The sequence below is a fragment of the Agrobacterium sp. 22-221-1 genome (assembly GCF_053522445.1).
This window is the reverse complement of record NZ_JBNWCL010000004.1, coordinates 234,563-251,759: the sequence shown is the minus strand read 5'-3', so window position 1 is coordinate 251,759 and position 17,197 is coordinate 234,563. Positions and strand designations below refer to the sequence as shown.

General features: G+C 58.8%; 14 protein-coding genes. 8 read left to right on the top strand and 6 right to left on the bottom strand.

Annotation, left to right across the window (positions count from 1 at the left end; all coding sequences use genetic code 11):
• The first annotated feature begins 17 nt into the window (after positions 1 to 17).
• The 7 genes from ACQZ5N_RS08540 (at position 18) to ACQZ5N_RS08510 (ending at position 6,497) form a co-directional block, all read left to right on the top strand.
• Positions 18 to 620 carry a nicotinate-nucleotide adenylyltransferase gene (locus tag ACQZ5N_RS08540; RefSeq protein ID WP_448732729.1) on the top strand — a complete coding sequence of 201 codons (603 nt, stop codon included), beginning with the start codon at positions 18 to 20 and terminating at the stop codon, positions 618 to 620.
• Between the two features lie 94 nt (positions 621 to 714).
• On the top strand, positions 715 to 1,158 hold the full coding sequence (gene rsfS / locus ACQZ5N_RS08535) for a ribosome silencing factor (RefSeq protein WP_035236703.1): 444 nt from the start codon (positions 715 to 717) through the stop codon (positions 1,156 to 1,158).
• Between the two features lie 160 nt (positions 1,159 to 1,318).
• On the top strand, positions 1,319 to 1,801 hold the full coding sequence (rlmH, locus tag ACQZ5N_RS08530; protein ID WP_174039746.1) for a 23S rRNA (pseudouridine(1915)-N(3))-methyltransferase RlmH: 483 nt from the start codon (positions 1,319 to 1,321) through the stop codon (positions 1,799 to 1,801).
• Between the two features lie 159 nt (positions 1,802 to 1,960).
• Complete coding sequence (locus tag ACQZ5N_RS08525; RefSeq protein ID WP_448732664.1) at positions 1,961 to 3,358, top strand: murein hydrolase activator EnvC family protein; 1,398 nt, start codon at positions 1,961 to 1,963, stop codon at positions 3,356 to 3,358.
• On the top strand, positions 3,348 to 4,676 hold the full coding sequence (locus tag ACQZ5N_RS08520; protein ID WP_035265249.1) for a S41 family peptidase: 1,329 nt from the start codon (positions 3,348 to 3,350) through the stop codon (positions 4,674 to 4,676). Before ACQZ5N_RS08525 ends, ACQZ5N_RS08520 begins: the two co-directional genes overlap by 11 nt.
• A gap of 62 nt (positions 4,677 to 4,738) precedes the next feature.
• A complete protein-coding gene (locus ACQZ5N_RS08515) occupies positions 4,739 to 5,938 on the top strand; it encodes a divergent polysaccharide deacetylase family protein (RefSeq protein ID WP_448732663.1) in 1,200 nt (399 codons plus the stop codon).
• Between the two features lie 46 nt (positions 5,939 to 5,984).
• Positions 5,985 to 6,497, top strand: coding sequence for an RNA pyrophosphohydrolase (locus ACQZ5N_RS08510; RefSeq protein ID WP_448732662.1), 513 nt, complete (start codon positions 5,985 to 5,987; stop codon positions 6,495 to 6,497).
• A gap of 42 nt (positions 6,498 to 6,539) precedes the next feature.
• Here ACQZ5N_RS08510 and bfr read toward each other — a convergent pair whose 3' ends face one another.
• The 4 genes from bfr to ACQZ5N_RS08490 all read right to left on the bottom strand — a co-directional run bounded on the left by bfr (position 6,540) and on the right by ACQZ5N_RS08490 (position 9,647).
• Positions 6,540 to 7,025, bottom strand: coding sequence for a bacterioferritin (gene bfr, locus ACQZ5N_RS08505; RefSeq protein WP_003520274.1), 486 nt, complete (start codon positions 7,023 to 7,025; stop codon positions 6,540 to 6,542).
• Complete coding sequence (locus ACQZ5N_RS08500; RefSeq protein WP_003505234.1) at positions 6,991 to 7,302, bottom strand: (2Fe-2S)-binding protein; 312 nt, start codon at positions 7,300 to 7,302, stop codon at positions 6,991 to 6,993. Before ACQZ5N_RS08500 ends, bfr begins: the two co-directional genes overlap by 35 nt.
• A 266-nt stretch (positions 7,303 to 7,568) precedes the next feature.
• Positions 7,569 to 8,294: an acetoacetyl-CoA reductase gene (gene phbB / locus ACQZ5N_RS08495; RefSeq protein ID WP_448732661.1), complete on the bottom strand. Its 726-nt coding sequence runs from the start codon at positions 8,292 to 8,294 to the stop codon at positions 7,569 to 7,571.
• Between the two features lie 171 nt (positions 8,295 to 8,465).
• Positions 8,466 to 9,647: an acetyl-CoA C-acetyltransferase gene (locus ACQZ5N_RS08490; protein WP_448732660.1), complete on the bottom strand. Its 1,182-nt coding sequence runs from the start codon at positions 9,645 to 9,647 to the stop codon at positions 8,466 to 8,468.
• Positions 9,648 to 9,890: 243 nt separating this feature from the next.
• On the opposite strand from ACQZ5N_RS08490, the gene phaR reads away from it, so the two are divergent.
• On the top strand, positions 9,891 to 10,466 hold the full coding sequence (gene phaR, locus ACQZ5N_RS08485) for a polyhydroxyalkanoate synthesis repressor PhaR (RefSeq protein WP_003520279.1): 576 nt from the start codon (positions 9,891 to 9,893) through the stop codon (positions 10,464 to 10,466).
• A gap of 56 nt (positions 10,467 to 10,522) precedes the next feature.
• Here phaR and ACQZ5N_RS08480 read toward each other — a convergent pair whose 3' ends face one another.
• Both ACQZ5N_RS08480 and ACQZ5N_RS08475 read right to left on the bottom strand, forming a co-directional pair.
• The gene (locus tag ACQZ5N_RS08480) at positions 10,523 to 11,899 is read right to left on the bottom strand and encodes an MFS transporter (protein ID WP_448732659.1); all 1,377 of its coding nucleotides are present in this window, start codon (positions 11,897 to 11,899) and stop codon (positions 10,523 to 10,525) included.
• A 106-nt stretch (positions 11,900 to 12,005) separates the two neighbouring features.
• Complete coding sequence (locus ACQZ5N_RS08475; RefSeq protein WP_448732658.1) at positions 12,006 to 16,766, bottom strand: NAD-glutamate dehydrogenase; 4,761 nt, start codon at positions 16,764 to 16,766, stop codon at positions 12,006 to 12,008.
• Between the last annotated feature and the right edge of the window lie 431 nt (positions 16,767 to 17,197).

Below are 17,197 nucleotides of genomic sequence, written 5' to 3'. Positions count from 1 at the left end.
ACAGACGTTATCTCACCATGCCGCATGTGGAGCGCGGCATGGTCGTCGGCCTGTTCGGTGGTTCTTTCAATCCGCCACATGCGGGTCACGCGCTTGTGGCCGAGATTGCGTTGCGCAGGCTCGGTCTTGACCAGCTCTGGTGGATCGTCACGCCAGGCAACCCGCTGAAAAGCCGTTCGGAGCTGGCGTCTCTGGAAGATCGCATCGCCGCCTGCGAAAAGCTGGTCCATGACCCGCGCATCAAGGTGACGGCCTTCGAAAAATCATTGGGGATGAGCTATACGGCCAATACGCTCGCCAAAGTGAAGGCGAAGAATCCGCATGTCCGTTTTGTCTGGATCATGGGAGCGGACAATCTGAAAAGCTTCCATCGCTGGCAGAAATGGCGGCGGATCGCCGAGACATTCCCGATTGCCGTGATCGATCGGCCAGGTTCCACGCTCTCTTATCTCTCCTCCACTATGGCGCAGGCCTTCAGCCATGCACGGGTGGATGAGGACGATGCCGGCGTTTTGTGGAAAAAAGCGGCCCCTGCCTGGGTTTTCATTCACGGTCCGCGCTCGACGCTCAGCTCCACGGCGCTGCGCAACGGTCTAAATGACGCCTTCGATCACAAATGATGTATGTGCCGGGTGTCGAAGGGTCCATATCTTGAAAAGTTAATGCTTTGATGCCACCTTCATTGTGTGACGCAGAGAATCGCGTCGCCAGTACCTGTTTTGTCATTCTTGGAAAGGAAAACCTCTGACAACAGTACACGCCAAGGGAAGAGCATTTGTTGCTATCCCGAAGGGCCAGGACAGTGGCGCCGATGCCGCCGGCCATGCCCTCGAAACCGTCCTCGCGAGCCTCGAGGACTCCAAGGCTGAAGATATCGTCTCTCTCAACATTGCCGGAAAATCGGCGCTTGCGGACTACATGGTCGTGGTCTCCGGGCGGTCGAACAGGCATGTTTCGGCGATTTGCGAGCATCTTCTCAAGGACATGAAGGATGAAGGGTTCGGAAACGCCCGCGTCGAAGGTCTCGAGACCGGAGACTGGGTGCTGATCGATACCGGCGACATCATCGTTCACGTGTTCCGCCCGGAAATCCGCGCCTTCTACAACATTGAAAAAATGTGGGCGACGCCGGACATGCCGGAAGAGACGCTGCATTGATGCGGTGAGCCTTTGAGCGAGTGCATCGCTTTTGCCGAAGATCGTATCTGACTTCGGAAACGGTGCCTCTGGCCGGAAATCAGACCGGCCGCATAGGAATCCGCAGGCTATGCTGTTAAGAGCGTGACCCCTGTTGGGTCACGACGAATGCAGGTTTGCGATGCGGATTTCAATTTTTGCGGTGGGACGGCTGAAATCCGGCCCCGAAAAGGATCTTGCGGCCCGTTATATCGAGCGTCTGGCAAAGACCGGCCCGGCGATCGGGCTGGAGTTTTCGCGGGTGATCGAGGTTGCCGAAAGCCGCGCTTCCAATGCGGAGACCCGCAAGCGCGAAGAAGCCGCGATGCTGGAAAAACATCTGGTTGACGGAGCAGCCCTCGTCCTGCTAGACGAGCGCGGAAAGGCGCTGGACAGTCCTGCCTTTGCTTCATTCTTTGGCGATTTGCGCGATAGCGGCAAGCGAGACCTCGTGATCGCCATAGGCGGAGCCGATGGGCTCGATCCCGCCCTTTACGACAAGGCGACGGCCGTTCTCAATCTCGGCAAGCTGACATGGCCGCATCAGATCGTTCGTATCCTGATCGCCGAGCAGCTTTACCGCGCCGTCACGATCCTCTCCGGTCATCCCTATCATCGCGTTTGATCGGGTTTCGATTCAGATAATTGTCTCAATTTCAACATGAAGCTCCGCGACACCGCTGACAGCGCACGGCTTTGGCGGCGGCCTTTCCAGGGCCTCTTGGAAGATCGCGGCAAAATCCCTAATATCGGCGCTTCTGCTTCGGCATCAAAGAAAGTTCACATGGACAACAGGCCTCAACGAAAACGGCGCGCTGCCCTTGCGGGCGCGGTTATTGCTGCTTTCGTCATGGGTATCGGTCCGACCTATTCGCGGGACGATGCGGGCGCCGTTCCCGCCGCAGGCGATGATTCGTCGCCGGATGCGCTGCAAACGCTGGAGAAGCGCCGCGACCAGAACCGGCAGGATCTGGAGGAGCTGGTCGACAGCATCGGTCTTTCGGAAGACAAGACAAGGAAGCTTGAGGAAAGCATCGCCTCCCTCAATCAGGACAGCGCCCGCATCCGGGAAGAGCTGATCGCATCGGCTGCCCGGCGTAAGGCGCTGGAAACCAAGATCAGCGACGGTGAGGATCGCCTGGCCAAGCTTTCGGTGCGCGAGGATGGCGTCAAGGCGTCGTTGCGGGAAAGACGCGGTGTGCTGGCGGAGGTTCTGGCGGCGTTGCAGCGCATGGGCCGAAACCCGCCCCCCGCCCTTCTCGTCTCGCCGGAGGATGCGCTGGCGTCCGTGCGAAGCGCCATTCTTCTCGGCGCCGTCGTGCCCGGCATTCGCGGTGAAACCGACAAGCTGGTCGCCGCTCTCAAAGAATTGACCGATCTGAGACAGGCAATCGCTCGCGAAAAGGACGATCTTACGGGTATGATGACTGCAAGTCTGGAAGAGGAAAAACGCCTCGACCTGCTGATTGCCGAAAACGATCGCAAGAATACCCAGACGGCGACGGAGCTGGAGGCGGAACGCAAGCGATCTGAAGAGCTTGCGAGCAAGGCGACGAGCCTCGAGGGGCTGGTCAGTTCGCTTGAAGGCGAGATTACCTCGGTGCGGGAGGCGATGGAAAAGGCGCGGGCGGAAGAGCAGCGCCTGGCTCGTCTTTCGGAGGCGGAACGCGAAAAGGCGCGGGCCGCGGCCGAGGCTGGAATGCCCGATAAAAACCGTATTGCGCCCGCATATCCCTTCGCAAGTTTGAAGGGAAAGCTGGAGGTTCCGGTTGCGGGCGAGGTGCTGCGGCGCTTCGGCGATGCGGACGGAACGGGCCATTTTTCCAAGGGAATTGTTGTCGCGAGCGGACCGGAAGCCATCGTGACGGCGCCTGCAGACGGCTTCGTGGTGTTTGCCGGAGATTTTCGCAGTTATGGCCGGATGATCATCCTCAATACGGGTGATGGATATCATGTGGTGATGACGGGCATGGACAATGTGAGGACGCGGCAGGGAATGTTCGTGTTCTCCGGAGAGCCCATCGCCTCCATGGGTGCAAAAAGAGTAGCGAGTGCAGCAGCATTGGCGCTGGAAACCGACAGGCCAACGCTCTACATTGAGTTCAGGAAAGATGGTGTACCGGTTGATTCTCAACCGTGGTGGACCGCAAAAAATACCGGAAGGGCGCACAATGATTCGTAAGGTTTCGCTTCTCCTTATCGGTGGGCTTATGGGCGCCACGGCGATGAGCGTGATTTATTCGGCGAGCATGCCGGCGCAGGCGGCCGGGCCTTCGACCTATAAGGAACTGTCGATCTTTGGCGATGTGTTCGAGCGCGTGCGCGCACAATATGTGACGCCGCCGGATGACGAGAAGCTGGTGGAAAACGCCATCAACGGCATGCTGAGCTCGCTCGATCCGCATTCGAGCTTCATGAATGCCAAGGATGCCAACGACATGCGCACCCAGACCAAGGGTGAATTCGGCGGTCTCGGCATCGAAGTGACCATGGAGAACGAGCTCGTCAAGGTCATCACGCCGATCGACGATACACCGGCTTCCCGTGCAGGCATTCTCGCCGGCGACTTCATTTCGGAAATCGACGGTACGCCGGTTCGTGGCCTGAAGCTGGAACAGGCGGTTGAAAAGATGCGCGGCGCGGTCAAGACGCCGATCAAGCTGACGATCATCCGTCAGGGCGCCGACAAGCCGCTCGAATTCACCGTCATGCGCGATGTGATTGCCGTGCGGGCCGTCAAGTCCCGTGTCGAAGGTGACAATGTCGGTTATCTGCGCGTCATCTCCTTTACCGAGAAGACCTATGACGATCTCGAAAAGGCGATCAAGAAGATCAAGGCGGATGTGCCGGCCGACAAGCTGAAGGGTTATGTGCTCGACCTTCGCCTCAACCCGGGCGGTTTGCTCGATCAGGCGATCAATGTCTCCGACGCCTTCCTCGAGCGCGGTGAGGTCGTTTCGACCCGTGGCCGTAACCCCGACGAGACCCGCCGCTTCAACGCGACGGCAGGCGATCTGACCGATGGCAAGCCGGTAATCGTGCTCGTTAACGGCGGTTCGGCTTCGGCTTCGGAAATCGTTGCCGGCGCCCTGCAGGATCTGCGCCGTGCGACCGTGGTCGGCACGCGTTCCTTTGGCAAGGGTTCGGTCCAGACGATCATTCCGCTCGGCGAGGCGGGCGCGCTGCGCCTGACCACGGCGCTCTATTACACGCCGTCGGGTAAATCGATCCAGGGTACGGGCATTGAGCCTGACATCAAGGTGGAGCAGCCATTGCCGCCCGAGCTGCAGGGCAAGGTGACCACCGAAGGTGAATCCGGTCTTTCCGGCCACATCAAGGGCCAGAGCGAAACCGACGAAGGTTCGGGTTCTTCTGCCTATGTACCGCCGGAAGCCAAGGACGACATCCAGCTCAACTATGCTCTGGACCTGTTGCGCGGCACCAAGACGGATCCGTCTTTCCCGCCGAACCCGGAAAAGGCTGTGGTCAACAAGCAGTAAGATAGTGCGCCGGTCAGCCGGCGCATTCCATCTATTGCCCAACCGTTTGGACGGATCGTTCATTGCCTTCGGACCTGCGAAAACCGCTTCTGGGTCGTCAGAAAAAAGGCGCCGGTATCAACCGGCACTTTTCCGTCATTATGGCTCTGTCGGTGCTTGCGGTTTTCTCAATCGGCGGCCTGTCCGTCTATACGGCGCTTTCGCCCGGCAATTTGCAGAAGACGGCGAGCGGGCCGGATGCACAGCCTCAGCTTGCCGAAAAGACACCTGAAACCCCAGCGGCCAAGGCAACGGCGCCCGCTGACGCTGCCGCTCTGCAGCCGCAAAGCGGGCGCTCCGGCGCCAACATTAATCGTGAGACAATGCCTGATGGCAATGTCGTATCGGTTTACTCTCCCCGCCCTCGCGAGGGTGACGGGCCGGTGCTGATGAGCGGCCAGACCTATGGTCAGGATCCGCGCATGGCGACGCGACCCAATGAGGAACTGCTGGAAGAAACCGCATTCGGGAGATTGCCGGTTGTCGGTGCGGACGGTTTGCGGCCGATGGAGCAATATGCGCGGCCCTGGTCTGGTGCACGCGGCACCCGGGTGGCGATCGTGGTCGGCGGGCTGGGTCTCAGCCAGACGGGCTCGCAAAAAGCGATTCGGGAGCTGCCGCCGGAGGTGACGCTCGGTTTTGCCGCCAGCGGCAACAGCCTGCAGCGCTGGATGCAGGAAGCGCGCCGACAGGGACATGAAATCCTTCTGCAGATACCGCTTGAGCCTTTCGGTTACCCCGGCACCAATCCCGGCCCGGACACCCTGCTGGCGGGTGATCCCGCCAAGGTCAACATCGACCGGCTGCATCGTTCCATGGCGAAGATTACCAACTACACAGGTATCATGAATTATCTCGGTGGGCGTTTCCTTGCCGAGCAGGCGGCGCTGGAGCCGGTAATGCGCGATATCGGCAAGCGTGGCCTGCTGTTTCTAGATGACGGCTCTTCGGCGCAGTCGCTGAGCGGCGGTATTGCCAAGGCGATTTCCGCGCCACAGGGTTTTGCCGATATTCTGCTCGACGGCGAAGTCACCGAAGCTGCCATTCTGCGCAAGCTGGACGAACTGGAGCGAATTGCACGGCGCAACGGCCAGGCGATCGGCGTTGCTTCGGCTTTCGATGAAAGCGTTGCCGCGATCTCCAAATGGTCGCGCGAGGCTGGCGGGCGCGGCATCGAGATTGTCGGTGTTTCTGCGCTTGTTTCCGGGCAGGCAGGGCAGTAAACCTTGCGTGCGGCCATTTCTGGCGCTCAGACAGTGCGGGTTTCCCATGACAATCAAAGCAGAAGATTTGCCTTACCGTCCCTGTGCGGGAATTATGGTGCTGAATGCCGAGGGCCTTGTCTGGGCCGGCAGGCGCATCAAGGAAGGCAATTCCGAATATGATGGCTCACCGCATCTGTGGCAGATGCCGCAGGGCGGCATCGATGACGGCGAACGGCCTTTGACGGCCGCCATTCGCGAACTCTACGAAGAAACAGGCATAAAAACGGTGAGCCTGCTTGCGGAGGCGAGCGACTGGATTCACTATGACCTGCCACCCGAACTGATCGGTATCGGCCTCAGGGGCAAATATCGCGGACAGGCGCAGCGCTGGTTTGCGTTCCGTTTCGAAGGCGACGAAAGCGAGATCCAGATCGATCCGCCGCCGACCGGGCACACGGCCGAATTCGACGCGTGGGATTGGAAGCCGATGGAAAGCCTGCCGGAACTCATCGTACCGTTCAAGCGCGCGGTATACGAGCAGGTCGTGGCGGAGTTCCAACACCTTTCCGGCAAATAAAAAAGGCGGCCAAGGCCGCCTTTTCTGTCCTGTCGCCAGTGCTTATTCCGCTTCGTTGGCGGAATCGGCGTTGAGCTGGCCGTATTTTTCCTCGCCGATCTTGCCGAGCAGTTCGAGCTGGGTTTCGAGAAAGTCGATATGGCCTTCCTCGTCGATCAGCAGTTCTTCGAAAAGCTTCATGGAGACGTAGTCTCCGGCCTCATAACAGATATCACGCGATTTCTTGTAGGAGGTGCGGGCGTCATATTCGCCGGCAAGGTCGGATTCCAGAACTTCCTTGACGTTCTGGCCGATGCGCAGGGGCGCGACGGTCTGAAGGTTGGGATGGCCTTCAAGGAAGATGATGCGTGCGACCAGCTTGTCGGCGTGCTGCATTTCCTCGATGGATTCAGCACGTTCCTTTTTGGCGAGCTTCGTGTAGCCCCAGTCTTCCAGCAAACGATAGTGAAGCCAGTACTGGTTTACCGCACCGAGTTCGAGAAAAAGGGCCTCGTTAAGCCGCTCGATGACTTTTTTGTCGCCTTTCAATGTCCGCTCTCCTGTTCTCTTCATGGAATTGCTTCAGGCGGGACATAAAATCAAAAACATCGGCCTCAGTCGAGTGGCGACGGGCATGATATTCTTCGGTGGTTTTGATGATCAGGTCGACAACGGTGGGGAAACAGCCGCAACAGCGACCGCGTTTTTCCATGGCGTGATATACTTTTGCAGGAACGATGAGCTGCCAACAGTCCTCGTCGAGGAGCTCGTTGATGACGTCCCGGATATCGTGATCGGTGATGTAATTGCAGCTGCAAACCAGCATGATGGACTGCCTGTATGACGCAACACGTTGTTTTCGTTCTTAAACCAAAACAGGACAGCAAATGTCAAGAAAAACCTCTTAATGAGTCGCTGAGGATTTTCTAGACTCATTCTAAACTATACAAAAACTATCGTATTTTCATTAGTTTAGGATGCGTGTCATTCCAGTGTTTCATCTTCAAGTTTTTGTGCGCGGCAAAATTATCGAAGCTGCGATCACGGAAAGTTTACTAAGTTCAGGCGGCCGGGAAGGCAGGATCGACGGCCTCAGGCGAAATATTGTCCGCCATTGGCCGTCATGGTCGAACCGGTGATGAAACCCGCCTCGTCGGAAACCAGAAACAGAACGCAGCGTGCGATTTCTTCCGGCTCACCCAGCCGCCCAACGGGAATTTGCGGCACGATCCGCTCAGCCAGAACCTTCTCCGGTATCGCTTTTACCATCTCCGTGCCGATATAGCCGGGGCAGATGGCGTTGACGGTGATATTGCGGCTGGCGCCTTCCTGGGCGAGCGCCTTGGTGAAGCCGATGTCGCCCGCTTTGGAGGCGGAATAATTGGCCTGCCCCGCCTGGCCTTTCTGGCCATTGATGGAGGAGATGTTGACGATGCGGCCGAAGCCGCGGTCGCGCATGCCCGGCCATACGGGGTGGGTCATGTTGAACACGCCGGTGAGGTTGGTGTCGATCACCTCGCGCCATTGCTGCGGCGACATTTTATGGAACATCGCATCGCGGGTGATGCCGGCGTTGTTGACGAGGACCTCGACGGGACCGAAGGTCTCTTCCACCCTGGCTATGCCATTGACGCAGGCGTCATAGTCGCGCACGTCCCATTGAAAAGCGGGGATGCCGGTTTCTTTCTGGAATACTTCCGCCCTATCCGTCGTGAAGGCGTAATTGACGGCCACCCGGTAGCCGGCCGCCTGCAGGGCGCGGGCGATTGCGGCACCTATGCCGCTCGTCCCGCCGGAAATCAACGCAACCCGGCTCATATTGGCCTCCATGACCTGTCATTGAAGCGCCTGCATATGCGAGGATGCTTCCATATCTTGCAGAACTTGTTCGTCGTGCTCACCGGCCACAGAAATGCGGCCAATGGGAGGCCGCTTCTACCCTATTGCGCGCTGAACCGGAATTGCTTTTTGGCAAGTCGTGTGGCGGTTTCAGAGTGCTTCGATGCACATGGCGACACCCATGCCGCCGCCGATGCAGAGCGTTGCGAGACCCTTCGACACGTTACGGCGGCGCATTTCGAAAATCAGGGTGTTGAGGACGCGCGCGCCGGAGGCGCCGATCGGATGGCCGATGGCAATCGCCCCGCCATTGACGTTGACGATAGCAGGATCAAGGCCAAGTTCGCGCACCACGGCGCAGGACTGGGCCGCAAAAGCTTCGTTGGCTTCCACAAGGCCAATATCGCTGATCGACCAGCCGGCCTTGGCCAGCGCCTTGCGGGAGGCGGGAATGGGACCGGTGCCCATGATCTGCGGATCGACACCCGCCGTCGCCCAGGAGGCGATACGGGCGAGTGGCCTGATACCGCGCTTTCCTGCTTCCTGTTCCGACATCAAAAGCGTGGCGGCGGCGCCATCGTTCAGACCGGAGGCGTTACCGGCCGTGACCGTCCCTTCCTTGTCAAACGCGGGGCGCAGCTTGGCCATGGTTTCCAGCGAAGCCCCGGCGCGGATATGCTCATCTGTATCAATGACGATATCGGCTTTACGGCCCTTCACCGTGAAAGCCACGATCTCGTCTGCAAAACGGCCGGCGCTTTGCGCGGCTTCGGCCTTGTTTTGCGATGCGACGGCGAATTGGTCCTGCTCGTCGCGGGAAAGCTGCCATTGGCGGGCGATGTTTTCAGCGGTGATGCCCATGTGATAGCCATAAAAGGCGTCGGTAAGGCCATCTTTCAGCATGGTGTCGATCATCTTGAAATCGCCCATCTTCACGCCGCCGCGCAAATGGGCGCAGTGCGGAGCCATGGACATGGATTCTTGCCCGCCGGCAATGACGATGTTCGCGTCACCGGTCGCGATCTGCTGCATGCCGAGGGCCACGGCGCGCAGGCCGGAGCCGCAAAGCTGATTGAGGCCGAAGGCGGTCGCTTCCTGTGGAATGCCGGCCTTCATGGCAGCCTGCCGCGCCGGGTTCTGCCCCTCGCCCGCCGTCAGGACCTGACCGAGAATGACTTCATCGATTTCGTTTGCCGCGACACCGGCGCGCTCCAGCACGGCGCCGATGACGGTCGCCCCGAGCTCATGGGCTGGCGTATTGGCGAAGTGGCCATTGAAAGAGCCGACGGCTGTGCGCGCGGCGCTGGCAATCACGATTGAAGGCAGGGTCATCAGTTTTCTCCTCACTTGCGGGCGGAGACTGGCAAAGCTTTCAATACAAGTCAAATGGCGAAAGTTGCTTTAAAAGATGTTGCTAAATCACGCTGAAATCTTGCGGAAAATTGCTGCGCAAAAAACAAACTGTTGCGATGCACAAAACATTTGTCAGAGGGCTCGTTTTGCGCATACACTTTGCGCCGGGAAGAGCAATAACACCAAAAAACAAGAAAATACCATCATCGCGAGGAGGCGGGCATGGCGAAACACGACGGCGAAACAATCATTAAAAAATACGCCAACCGGCGGCTCTACAATACCGGCACCAGCACCTATGTGACGCTCGATGATCTGGCGCAGATGGTCAAGCGCGGCGAGGACTTCAAGGTTCAGGATGCCAAGTCCTCCGAAGACATCACGCATGCGGTACTGACGCAGATCATCGTCGAACAGGAGGCCAAAACCGGCAATACGTTGCTGCCGACGGCGTTTCTGCGGCAATTGATCTCCTATTACGGCGACCAGATGCAGATGGTCGTGCCGACATTTCTCGAACATTCGATGAAGACCTTCTCCGACCAGCAGAGCCAGATGCAGGAGCATATGGCCAAGGCTTTCGGCGATGGTTCGCTTGCCCGCAATTTTCAGGCGCCGCTGCAAATGATGGAAGAGCAGATCCGCCGCAATACGGAACTGTTCCGGCAGGCGATGCAGGGTTTCACACCTTTCGCAATGCCGCAGGCGCCCAAGGAAACCCGTAAGCCGAATGCATCCGAAATCGACGAGCTGAAGGCGCAGTTGCGCGCATTGCAGCAAAAGCTCGATCAGCTCTGATCCTGTCGGGCCGATGCCCGGTTTCAGCAAACCACATCGGCTTTTGCTTCAGACTTTCAGCCTGCCGTTCTTTCCGGCACGCGCAGCAACAGCAGGAAGCCGGATCCCAGAAATACGATGAGCGTCGCCATGCCGATATGGGCGGAGCCGCTTATTGTGGTTGCTATGGAAAACGACAGCGTCGCCATGAAGCTGGTGGCGCGTCCGGAGAGCGCATAAATACCGAAATAACGACCCGCCTCGGCGACAGTGATGTTGCGGGCAAGATAAGATCGTGACGAGGCCTGAACCGGGCCGAAGGCAAGGCCGATCAACACACCATAAAGCAGGTAGGCCTTTTCCGCGCCGGTGGCGAAGATGCCGCCATTATCTGCGGTCGATAATTGTACCCAGCCGAACAGGGTGGAGCCTTTTTCCGTCGAGACGATTCCGAGCGTGGCCAGCAGCAGAAGTACCAGACTGATGAGGATGGTGATGCGCGAACCTAGTTTCTGGTCGACGCGCCCGGCGGCAAAGCAGCCGGCGATGGCAACGATATTGAGCAGAATTCCGAAGAGGCCGATTTCCATCGTTGCCCAGCCGAACATGCCGGCGGCGAAGGCCCCACCGAGAATGAGAACGCCATTGACGCCATCCTGATAGAGCATGCGCGCAATCAGAAACCGCAACAGCACGGGGCGGTAGCGCAGCTCGCGCAGCGTGATCTTCAGTTCCCCCAATCCAGAGCGAATCGCGGCTGCGAAGGGCAAGCCCTTTTCAGCATCGGGAGTGAGAAGAAACATCGGCAGAATGAAGATGAGATACCAGACCGCGGCGAGCGGGCCGGTTATTCTGGCATCCTCGCCGGTTGCGGGATCGAGGCCGAAAAGAGGTTTGATACCGGCGATGGTCACCCCGGTCTGTGGATTGGCGGCCAGAAGCGTCACCACGGCAATCAGCACCACCATGCCGCCGAGATAACCGAGCCCCCAGGCGAGATTGGAAATGCGCCCGACATTTTGCGGGTTGGTCAGCCGCGGCATCATGGAATCGTTGAAGACGATGGAAAATTCCGCCGCGATGGAGGCGAGGATCATGCAGACGATTGGAAGTATGAGCGGCGAACCGGGTGCGGCAAACCAGAGGAAAAAGAGACTGACGATCTTGATGACGGCAAAAAAGGCGATCCACGGTTTGCGCGCGCCGGACTGGTCGGCGATGGAGCCGAGAATGGGGGAGAATAGGGCGATGATGATCGAAGACACCGTCGCCATGTTGCTCCATGTCGCCTGCGCCGAAATCGGATCGTCGGTGAGCCGTGCGACGAAATAAGGCCCGAAAACGAAGGTCGTGACGACCGTAAAGAACGGCTGCGCCGCCCAGTCGAACATCACCCAGCCCCAGATGCCGCGTTTGGCAACCACTGTTTCCGCATTTGGGGAAGGGACAGTCATTCATCGTCCTATCGGAAAATCGGGAAATAAAATGCGCGATGCGGGTACATCCGTCTTGTCTGGCGCCATCCGGGGGGACCCGGATGGCGTTTTTTAAGGCTGCCGATCAGCGTGCCTGGACGATATCGCCAAGCAGCCCGGCCGCGACCGTCAGACGGGCAAGGTTGGTATCGCCGCTGTCGCTGAGCGCGCCGAGTTCGGAGACGATGCGGTTGACGCGCACGCGATCCGCCGCATACCAGGCCTGAACCGGATCCTTTTCTTTGGCATATTCGGTCAGCGCGGAGATGACGATCCGGCGTCTCGACGAGGAGATCTGGTCCTGGCTGCGCAGGAGAGCCAGACTCTCATAATGATCCGCCGGTGTAATGCGCTGGCTTGCATCCAGCAGACGCGCGACGCGGAAGGTCGATGAGACGGTGGCATAGCTTTCGGCGGCGCGGGCAAGCGTGGTGCCGGCGCTTTCGGCGATGCGCATGATTTCCGGCACATAGACGAGCAGGGAAAGCGTATCGAGTTCCTCCAGAAGACCGGAGGGAACGCCGTCGATTTCCGTAACGCCGAGTTCGCGGCGATACTTCGCCGCTGCCGGCGATAGCGTCTTGATGGCGGTTTTCAGTCGCTCGATTTCGGTCGCCATGTCACCTGCGGCCGCACCCGCGCTCCCGGTTTGCAGGTAAAGCCTGCTCGCATCCGAGAAGATACGCGTGATCATGGCATAAAGCCCGTTCTGGACTTCACCGCCGACCTTGCCGTCAAGCGCGTCGACTTCGCTCCACAGGCGTTTGAGACCGAAACCATCCTCGACGATCACTGCCGCCTTGACGACGTCGGCCGCCAGAAGGCCGCTCGCATCGGCAAGTTTCTGCACAAAGCCCGGGCCGCCGCGATTGACGACGGCATTGGCGAGCGCGGTCGCGACGATTTCGCGATGCAGACGATGCGACTTGATATCGTCCGCATAGTTCTTCTGCATCTTGGCCGGGAAATAATCGACCAGAAGATGCTGGAGATAGGGTTCGTCGGGAAGCGTGCTTGCCACCAGTGCGTCGAACAAAGTGAGCTTGGCATAGGAGAGGAGCACGCCGATTTCCGGCCGGGTCAGCGGTTTGCCGGTGGCGTATCTTTCGCTGAATTCGGCATTGTTGGGCAGGGTTTCGACCTTGCGGTTCAGTTGTCCGGTCGCCTCCAGCGCGCTCATCAGGCGGCCGAGTTCTTCCCGGTTCGAAAGGCCCAGCCGCTCCGTCAGCGAGATCGCCAGCGATTGCAGGTAGTTGTTGCGCAATACCAGCTGCGCCACCTCCGGCGTCATGGAAGCAAGAAGCTGGTTGCGTTTCGGCATCGTCAGGCGACCGCTGTTAACGGCGGAGGCAAGCGCGATCTTGATGTTGACCTCCACGTCCGAGGAATTCACACCGGCCGAGTTGTCGATGGCGTCGGAATTGCATCGCCCGCCCGAAAGCGCATAGGCGATGCGCCCCTTCTGGGTGATGCCCAGATTGGCGCCTTCGCCGATGACCTTGGCTCGCAGTTCGGTTGCGTTGACGCGGATGGGGTCGTTCGCCCTGTCACCCACCTCGGCATTGGTTTCCACCGCCGCCTTGATGTAAGTGCCGATGCCGCCGAACCACAGAAGATCGGTCGGCGCCTTCAGGATGGCCGTCATGATCTCGAAGGGCGTGGCGACAGACTTGTCGATGCCGATGGCAGCGACGGCTTCCGGCGTCAGCGTCACCGATTTTTCGGAACGCGAGATGATCATCGCGCCGGCGGAGAGAGCCGAACGATCGTAGTCCTGCCAGCTGGAACGCGGCAGTTCGAAAAGCCGCTTGCGTTCGGCAAAGGACTTGTCGGTGTCGGGATCCGGATCGATGAAGATGTCGCGGTGATCGAAGGCAGCGATAAGCCTGATCTTTTCCGACAGCAGCATGCCGTTGCCGAAAACGTCGCCGGACATATCGCCCACGCCCGCCACCGTGAAGGGGGTGGTCTGGATGTCGGTGTCCATTTCACGGAAATGGCGTTTCACCGTTTCCCAGGCGCCACGGGCGGTAATACCCATCTTCTTGTGGTCGTAACCGGCCGAACCGCCCGATGCGAAGGCGTCGTCCAGCCAGAAACCAGCCTCATGGGCAAGACCGTTCGCCGTATCGGAGAAGGTCGCCGTTCCCTTGTCGGCGGCGACGACGAAATAGGGGTCGTCACCGTCGAGGCGCAGCGTGTCGGCTGGCGGCACGATCGCATCGTCGACGATATTGTCGGTGATGGACAGCAGGGTGCGGATATAGGTCTTGTAGGCCTCGCGGCCGGCATTGAAGACCTCGTCGCGGGAGCCGCCGGCCGGCAGGTTCTTCGGGAAGAAGCCGCCCTTGGCGCCGACCGGAACGATCACCGCATTCTTGACCTGTTGCGCCTTGACGAGGCCGAGCACTTCCGTGCGGTAATCCTGACCGCGATCCGACCAGCGCAGACCGCCGCGCGCGACCTTGCCGAAGCGCAGATGCACGCCTTCGACCTCTGTTCCGTAGACGAAGATTTCGCGGAAAGGCCGTGGGTCGGGCAGGCCGTCCAGATGTTTCGGATCGAACTTGAAGGCCAACAGGTCACGCGGCGTGCCGTCGGCATTTTTCTGGAAGTAGTTGGTGCGCAGCGTCGCGTCTATGGCGTTGACGTAACGCCTGAGGGTGCGGTCCTCATCGAGATTGGGAACGCCGCTCAATGCCGCTTCGATTGCCTTGTGTATTTCGGCGAGTTTCTTCAGCCGCTTCTTTTCGTCGACAGACGGATCGAAGCCGGCCTTGAACAGCGCGAAAATATTGCGGGAAATCGCCGGATACTTATAGAGTGTTTCGGAAATATGTTCCTGCGAATAGACGATGCCGGTCTGGCGGAGATAACGGGCATAGGCGCGCAGTACGGAGACTTCGCGCACGGTGAGGCCGCAGGCGAGGATCAGGCGGTTGAAGTTGTCATTGTCGACCTTGCCGGAGAAGGCGGCGAGGAAAGCTTCTTCAAGTTTCTGTCCATAGTGCGGCAGATCGAGCGTCGTTCCCTTGGCGACGGACAGTTCCATGTCGTGCAGTACGATGTCGCGCTTTTCGCCGTCCGAAACGACGCCGATATCGAAGGTGCGTTCGCTGATGACGTTGAAACCGAGATTTTCGAGCAGCGGCACGCGGCGCGAAAGCGGCAGGTGGCCGTCGCGGTGGAAAATCTTCAGCGACAGCGTCTCCGCCGATTGACCTTCCTGCTGGTAAAATTCGATGCGGACCGGCTCGCCCTTCGCGGCGCCCAGAATATCCGGCATGTCGCCGATCGCTTCTTCCGGCGTGAAGGCTTCCTGATAGGCCTGATCGACCTCCAGCACCGGTGCTCCCGGCTCGGAGAGGGCGACGAAATGGTCTATCCAGCGCGCCGCAATGTCGCTGACGGCGTCTTCGAGCTTATCCTGGGCGATGCGCGGCGTCTTGCCTTCCGTTCGGCCGACAATGAAGTGGACGCGGGCGACGGCGCCTTCGGGGAAGGCGGGGTAATAGGCGGAAATATGCCCGTCATAGACCCTGCTCAGATAGTCGCCGATCTTCTCGCGCACATAGGAATTATACTCCTCGCGCGGAACGAAGATGATGGCCGAAACGAAACGGTCGAAACGGTCGATACGTGCAAGTACGCGCACGCGCGGCCGGTCGCTCAGTTCCATGATCTGCTCGACGAAGCGGATCAGAAGATCGGTTTCGATCTGGAAGAGATCGTCACGCGGATAGGCTTCCAGCGTGTTCTGCAGGATGCGGCCGGAGTGGCTGTTCGGATCGAAGCCGAAATGCCGCTCGACTTCCGCCACCTTGGCGCGCAGCAGCGGTATCTGCTTGACCGAGCGCGTATAGGCGGTGGCGGTGAAGAGGCCGACGATGCGCAGTTCGCCGATGACATTGCCGTCCTCGTCGAAGCGCTTGATGCCGATATAATCCATATAGGCGCGGCGGTGCACGATAGATTTCACATTGGCCTTGGTGACGATGAGGAAATCCGGGCCGTCGAGGAAGGCAAGGATTTCCGGCGTGGTCGTCACGGCATTCTTGCCGAGACGCAGTACGCGCACATCCGGATCGCTGAGGCTGCCGAGACCGACGCCGTCACCGCGCTCGATCTTCGCGTTCTTTCCCTTGCCGGAATAGGTGTAGTCACGCATGCCGAGGAAGGTGAAATTGTCGTTGCGAAGCCAGTTGAGGAATTCGACGGCTTCCGCACGCTCGGTCTTGCGCCGCGACGAGCCGCGCTTGGACAATTCATCCAGCGCCTCGTCGAGTTTCGCCAGCATGGGCCGCCAGTCGCGATAGGCGAACTGGACCTGCGTCAGCACGAAGCGCAGTCTTTCTTCCAGCGCTGCGGCGGCTTGCGGCGTGAGCGGTGCGATATGCAGCTGGATGAGGCTGATATTTTCAGCGGGATCATCCTCGGGTTCCGCAAGACGATAGCCTGCCTGCGCGCTTTCGTCGCGCACCAGGATCGGGTGCACCGCGAGGTAAAGACCGCGATAGCTGCTGGTGACCTCGCCCATGACGGAATCGTAAAGGAAGGGCATATTGCGGCCGATAATGGTCAGCACCGTTACCGGAATATCCCGCGGCGAAACGCCCTCCACCTGGGAGATGCCGATGTACGGAGCGTCTCCGGTCCAGTGCGAAAGCGCCTCGAAACTGTGAGCGGCGCTCGCAGCCAGCATCTCTGCGGAATAATATTCTATATCGTCGGCGCTTGCCCTTCCATAAAGAATACCCGGATCAAGAAATTGGACATTTTCGGCAATTGCCTGCTGGCGCGCTTTTTCGATCTGTTTTTCGCGTTTTGGATTATTTCTGTAGCCCATTTGACGTGGATTCCTCCAAAAATCACACTTTAATATAAAAAAGCATCGCCAATTTGCGGATTTTGCCTTTTCAGTCGAATCGGATATTGGCGTGGAATTACGAAGAGTTTAAGAGGCTTTCGTGTTTCTTCAGTCGGTAAGTGAAATTTTTTTGCTCCTTTTGCCATGAGGGCCTGTCACGAAGCATTTTGACAGTATTTCTGCGGCTAATTTTTAGGCGGTTCTTTGGCTGCCATGTGATGTTGCGGCCACGGTCGAAGCAAATTATTGATTTGCGCCTATTTTTGTGGTACACCAACGACACTGATCCACAGCGTGGCATTTGTGTGCCCAAAAACACCACGAAAGCAACACCTCTTTTGCACGCGGTTTCCGTGACATATCGAGCGTTTACGTTATCGAACCCCGCAAGACGGGAAGGTGTATTTTTG

Excerpts from the sequence above, each read along its gene's own strand:
- ACQZ5N_RS08540 (WP_448732729.1), top strand. The coding sequence starts at position 18 with ATGCCGCATGTGGAGCGCGGCATGGTCGTCGGCCTGTTCGGTGGTTCT.
- rlmH (WP_174039746.1), top strand. The coding sequence starts at position 1,319 with ATGCGGATTTCAATTTTTGCGGTGGGACGGCTGAAATCCGGCCCCGAA.
- ACQZ5N_RS08525 (WP_448732664.1), top strand. The coding sequence starts at position 1,961 with ATGGACAACAGGCCTCAACGAAAACGGCGCGCTGCCCTTGCGGGCGCG.
- ACQZ5N_RS08520 (WP_035265249.1), top strand. The coding sequence starts at position 3,348 with ATGATTCGTAAGGTTTCGCTTCTCCTTATCGGTGGGCTTATGGGCGCC.
- ACQZ5N_RS08510 (WP_448732662.1), top strand. The coding sequence starts at position 5,985 with ATGACAATCAAAGCAGAAGATTTGCCTTACCGTCCCTGTGCGGGAATT.
- ACQZ5N_RS08500 (WP_003505234.1), bottom strand. The coding sequence starts at position 7,302 with ATGCTGGTTTGCAGCTGCAATTACATCACCGATCACGATATCCGGGAC.
- phbB (WP_448732661.1), bottom strand. The coding sequence starts at position 8,294 with ATGAGCCGGGTTGCGTTGATTTCCGGCGGGACGAGCGGCATAGGTGCC.
- ACQZ5N_RS08490 (WP_448732660.1), bottom strand. The coding sequence starts at position 9,647 with ATGACCCTGCCTTCAATCGTGATTGCCAGCGCCGCGCGCACAGCCGTC.
- phaR (WP_003520279.1), top strand. The coding sequence starts at position 9,891 with ATGGCGAAACACGACGGCGAAACAATCATTAAAAAATACGCCAACCGG.
- ACQZ5N_RS08480 (WP_448732659.1), bottom strand. The coding sequence starts at position 11,899 with ATGACTGTCCCTTCCCCAAATGCGGAAACAGTGGTTGCCAAACGCGGC.
- ACQZ5N_RS08475 (WP_448732658.1), bottom strand. The coding sequence starts at position 16,766 with ATGGGCTACAGAAATAATCCAAAACGCGAAAAACAGATCGAAAAAGCG.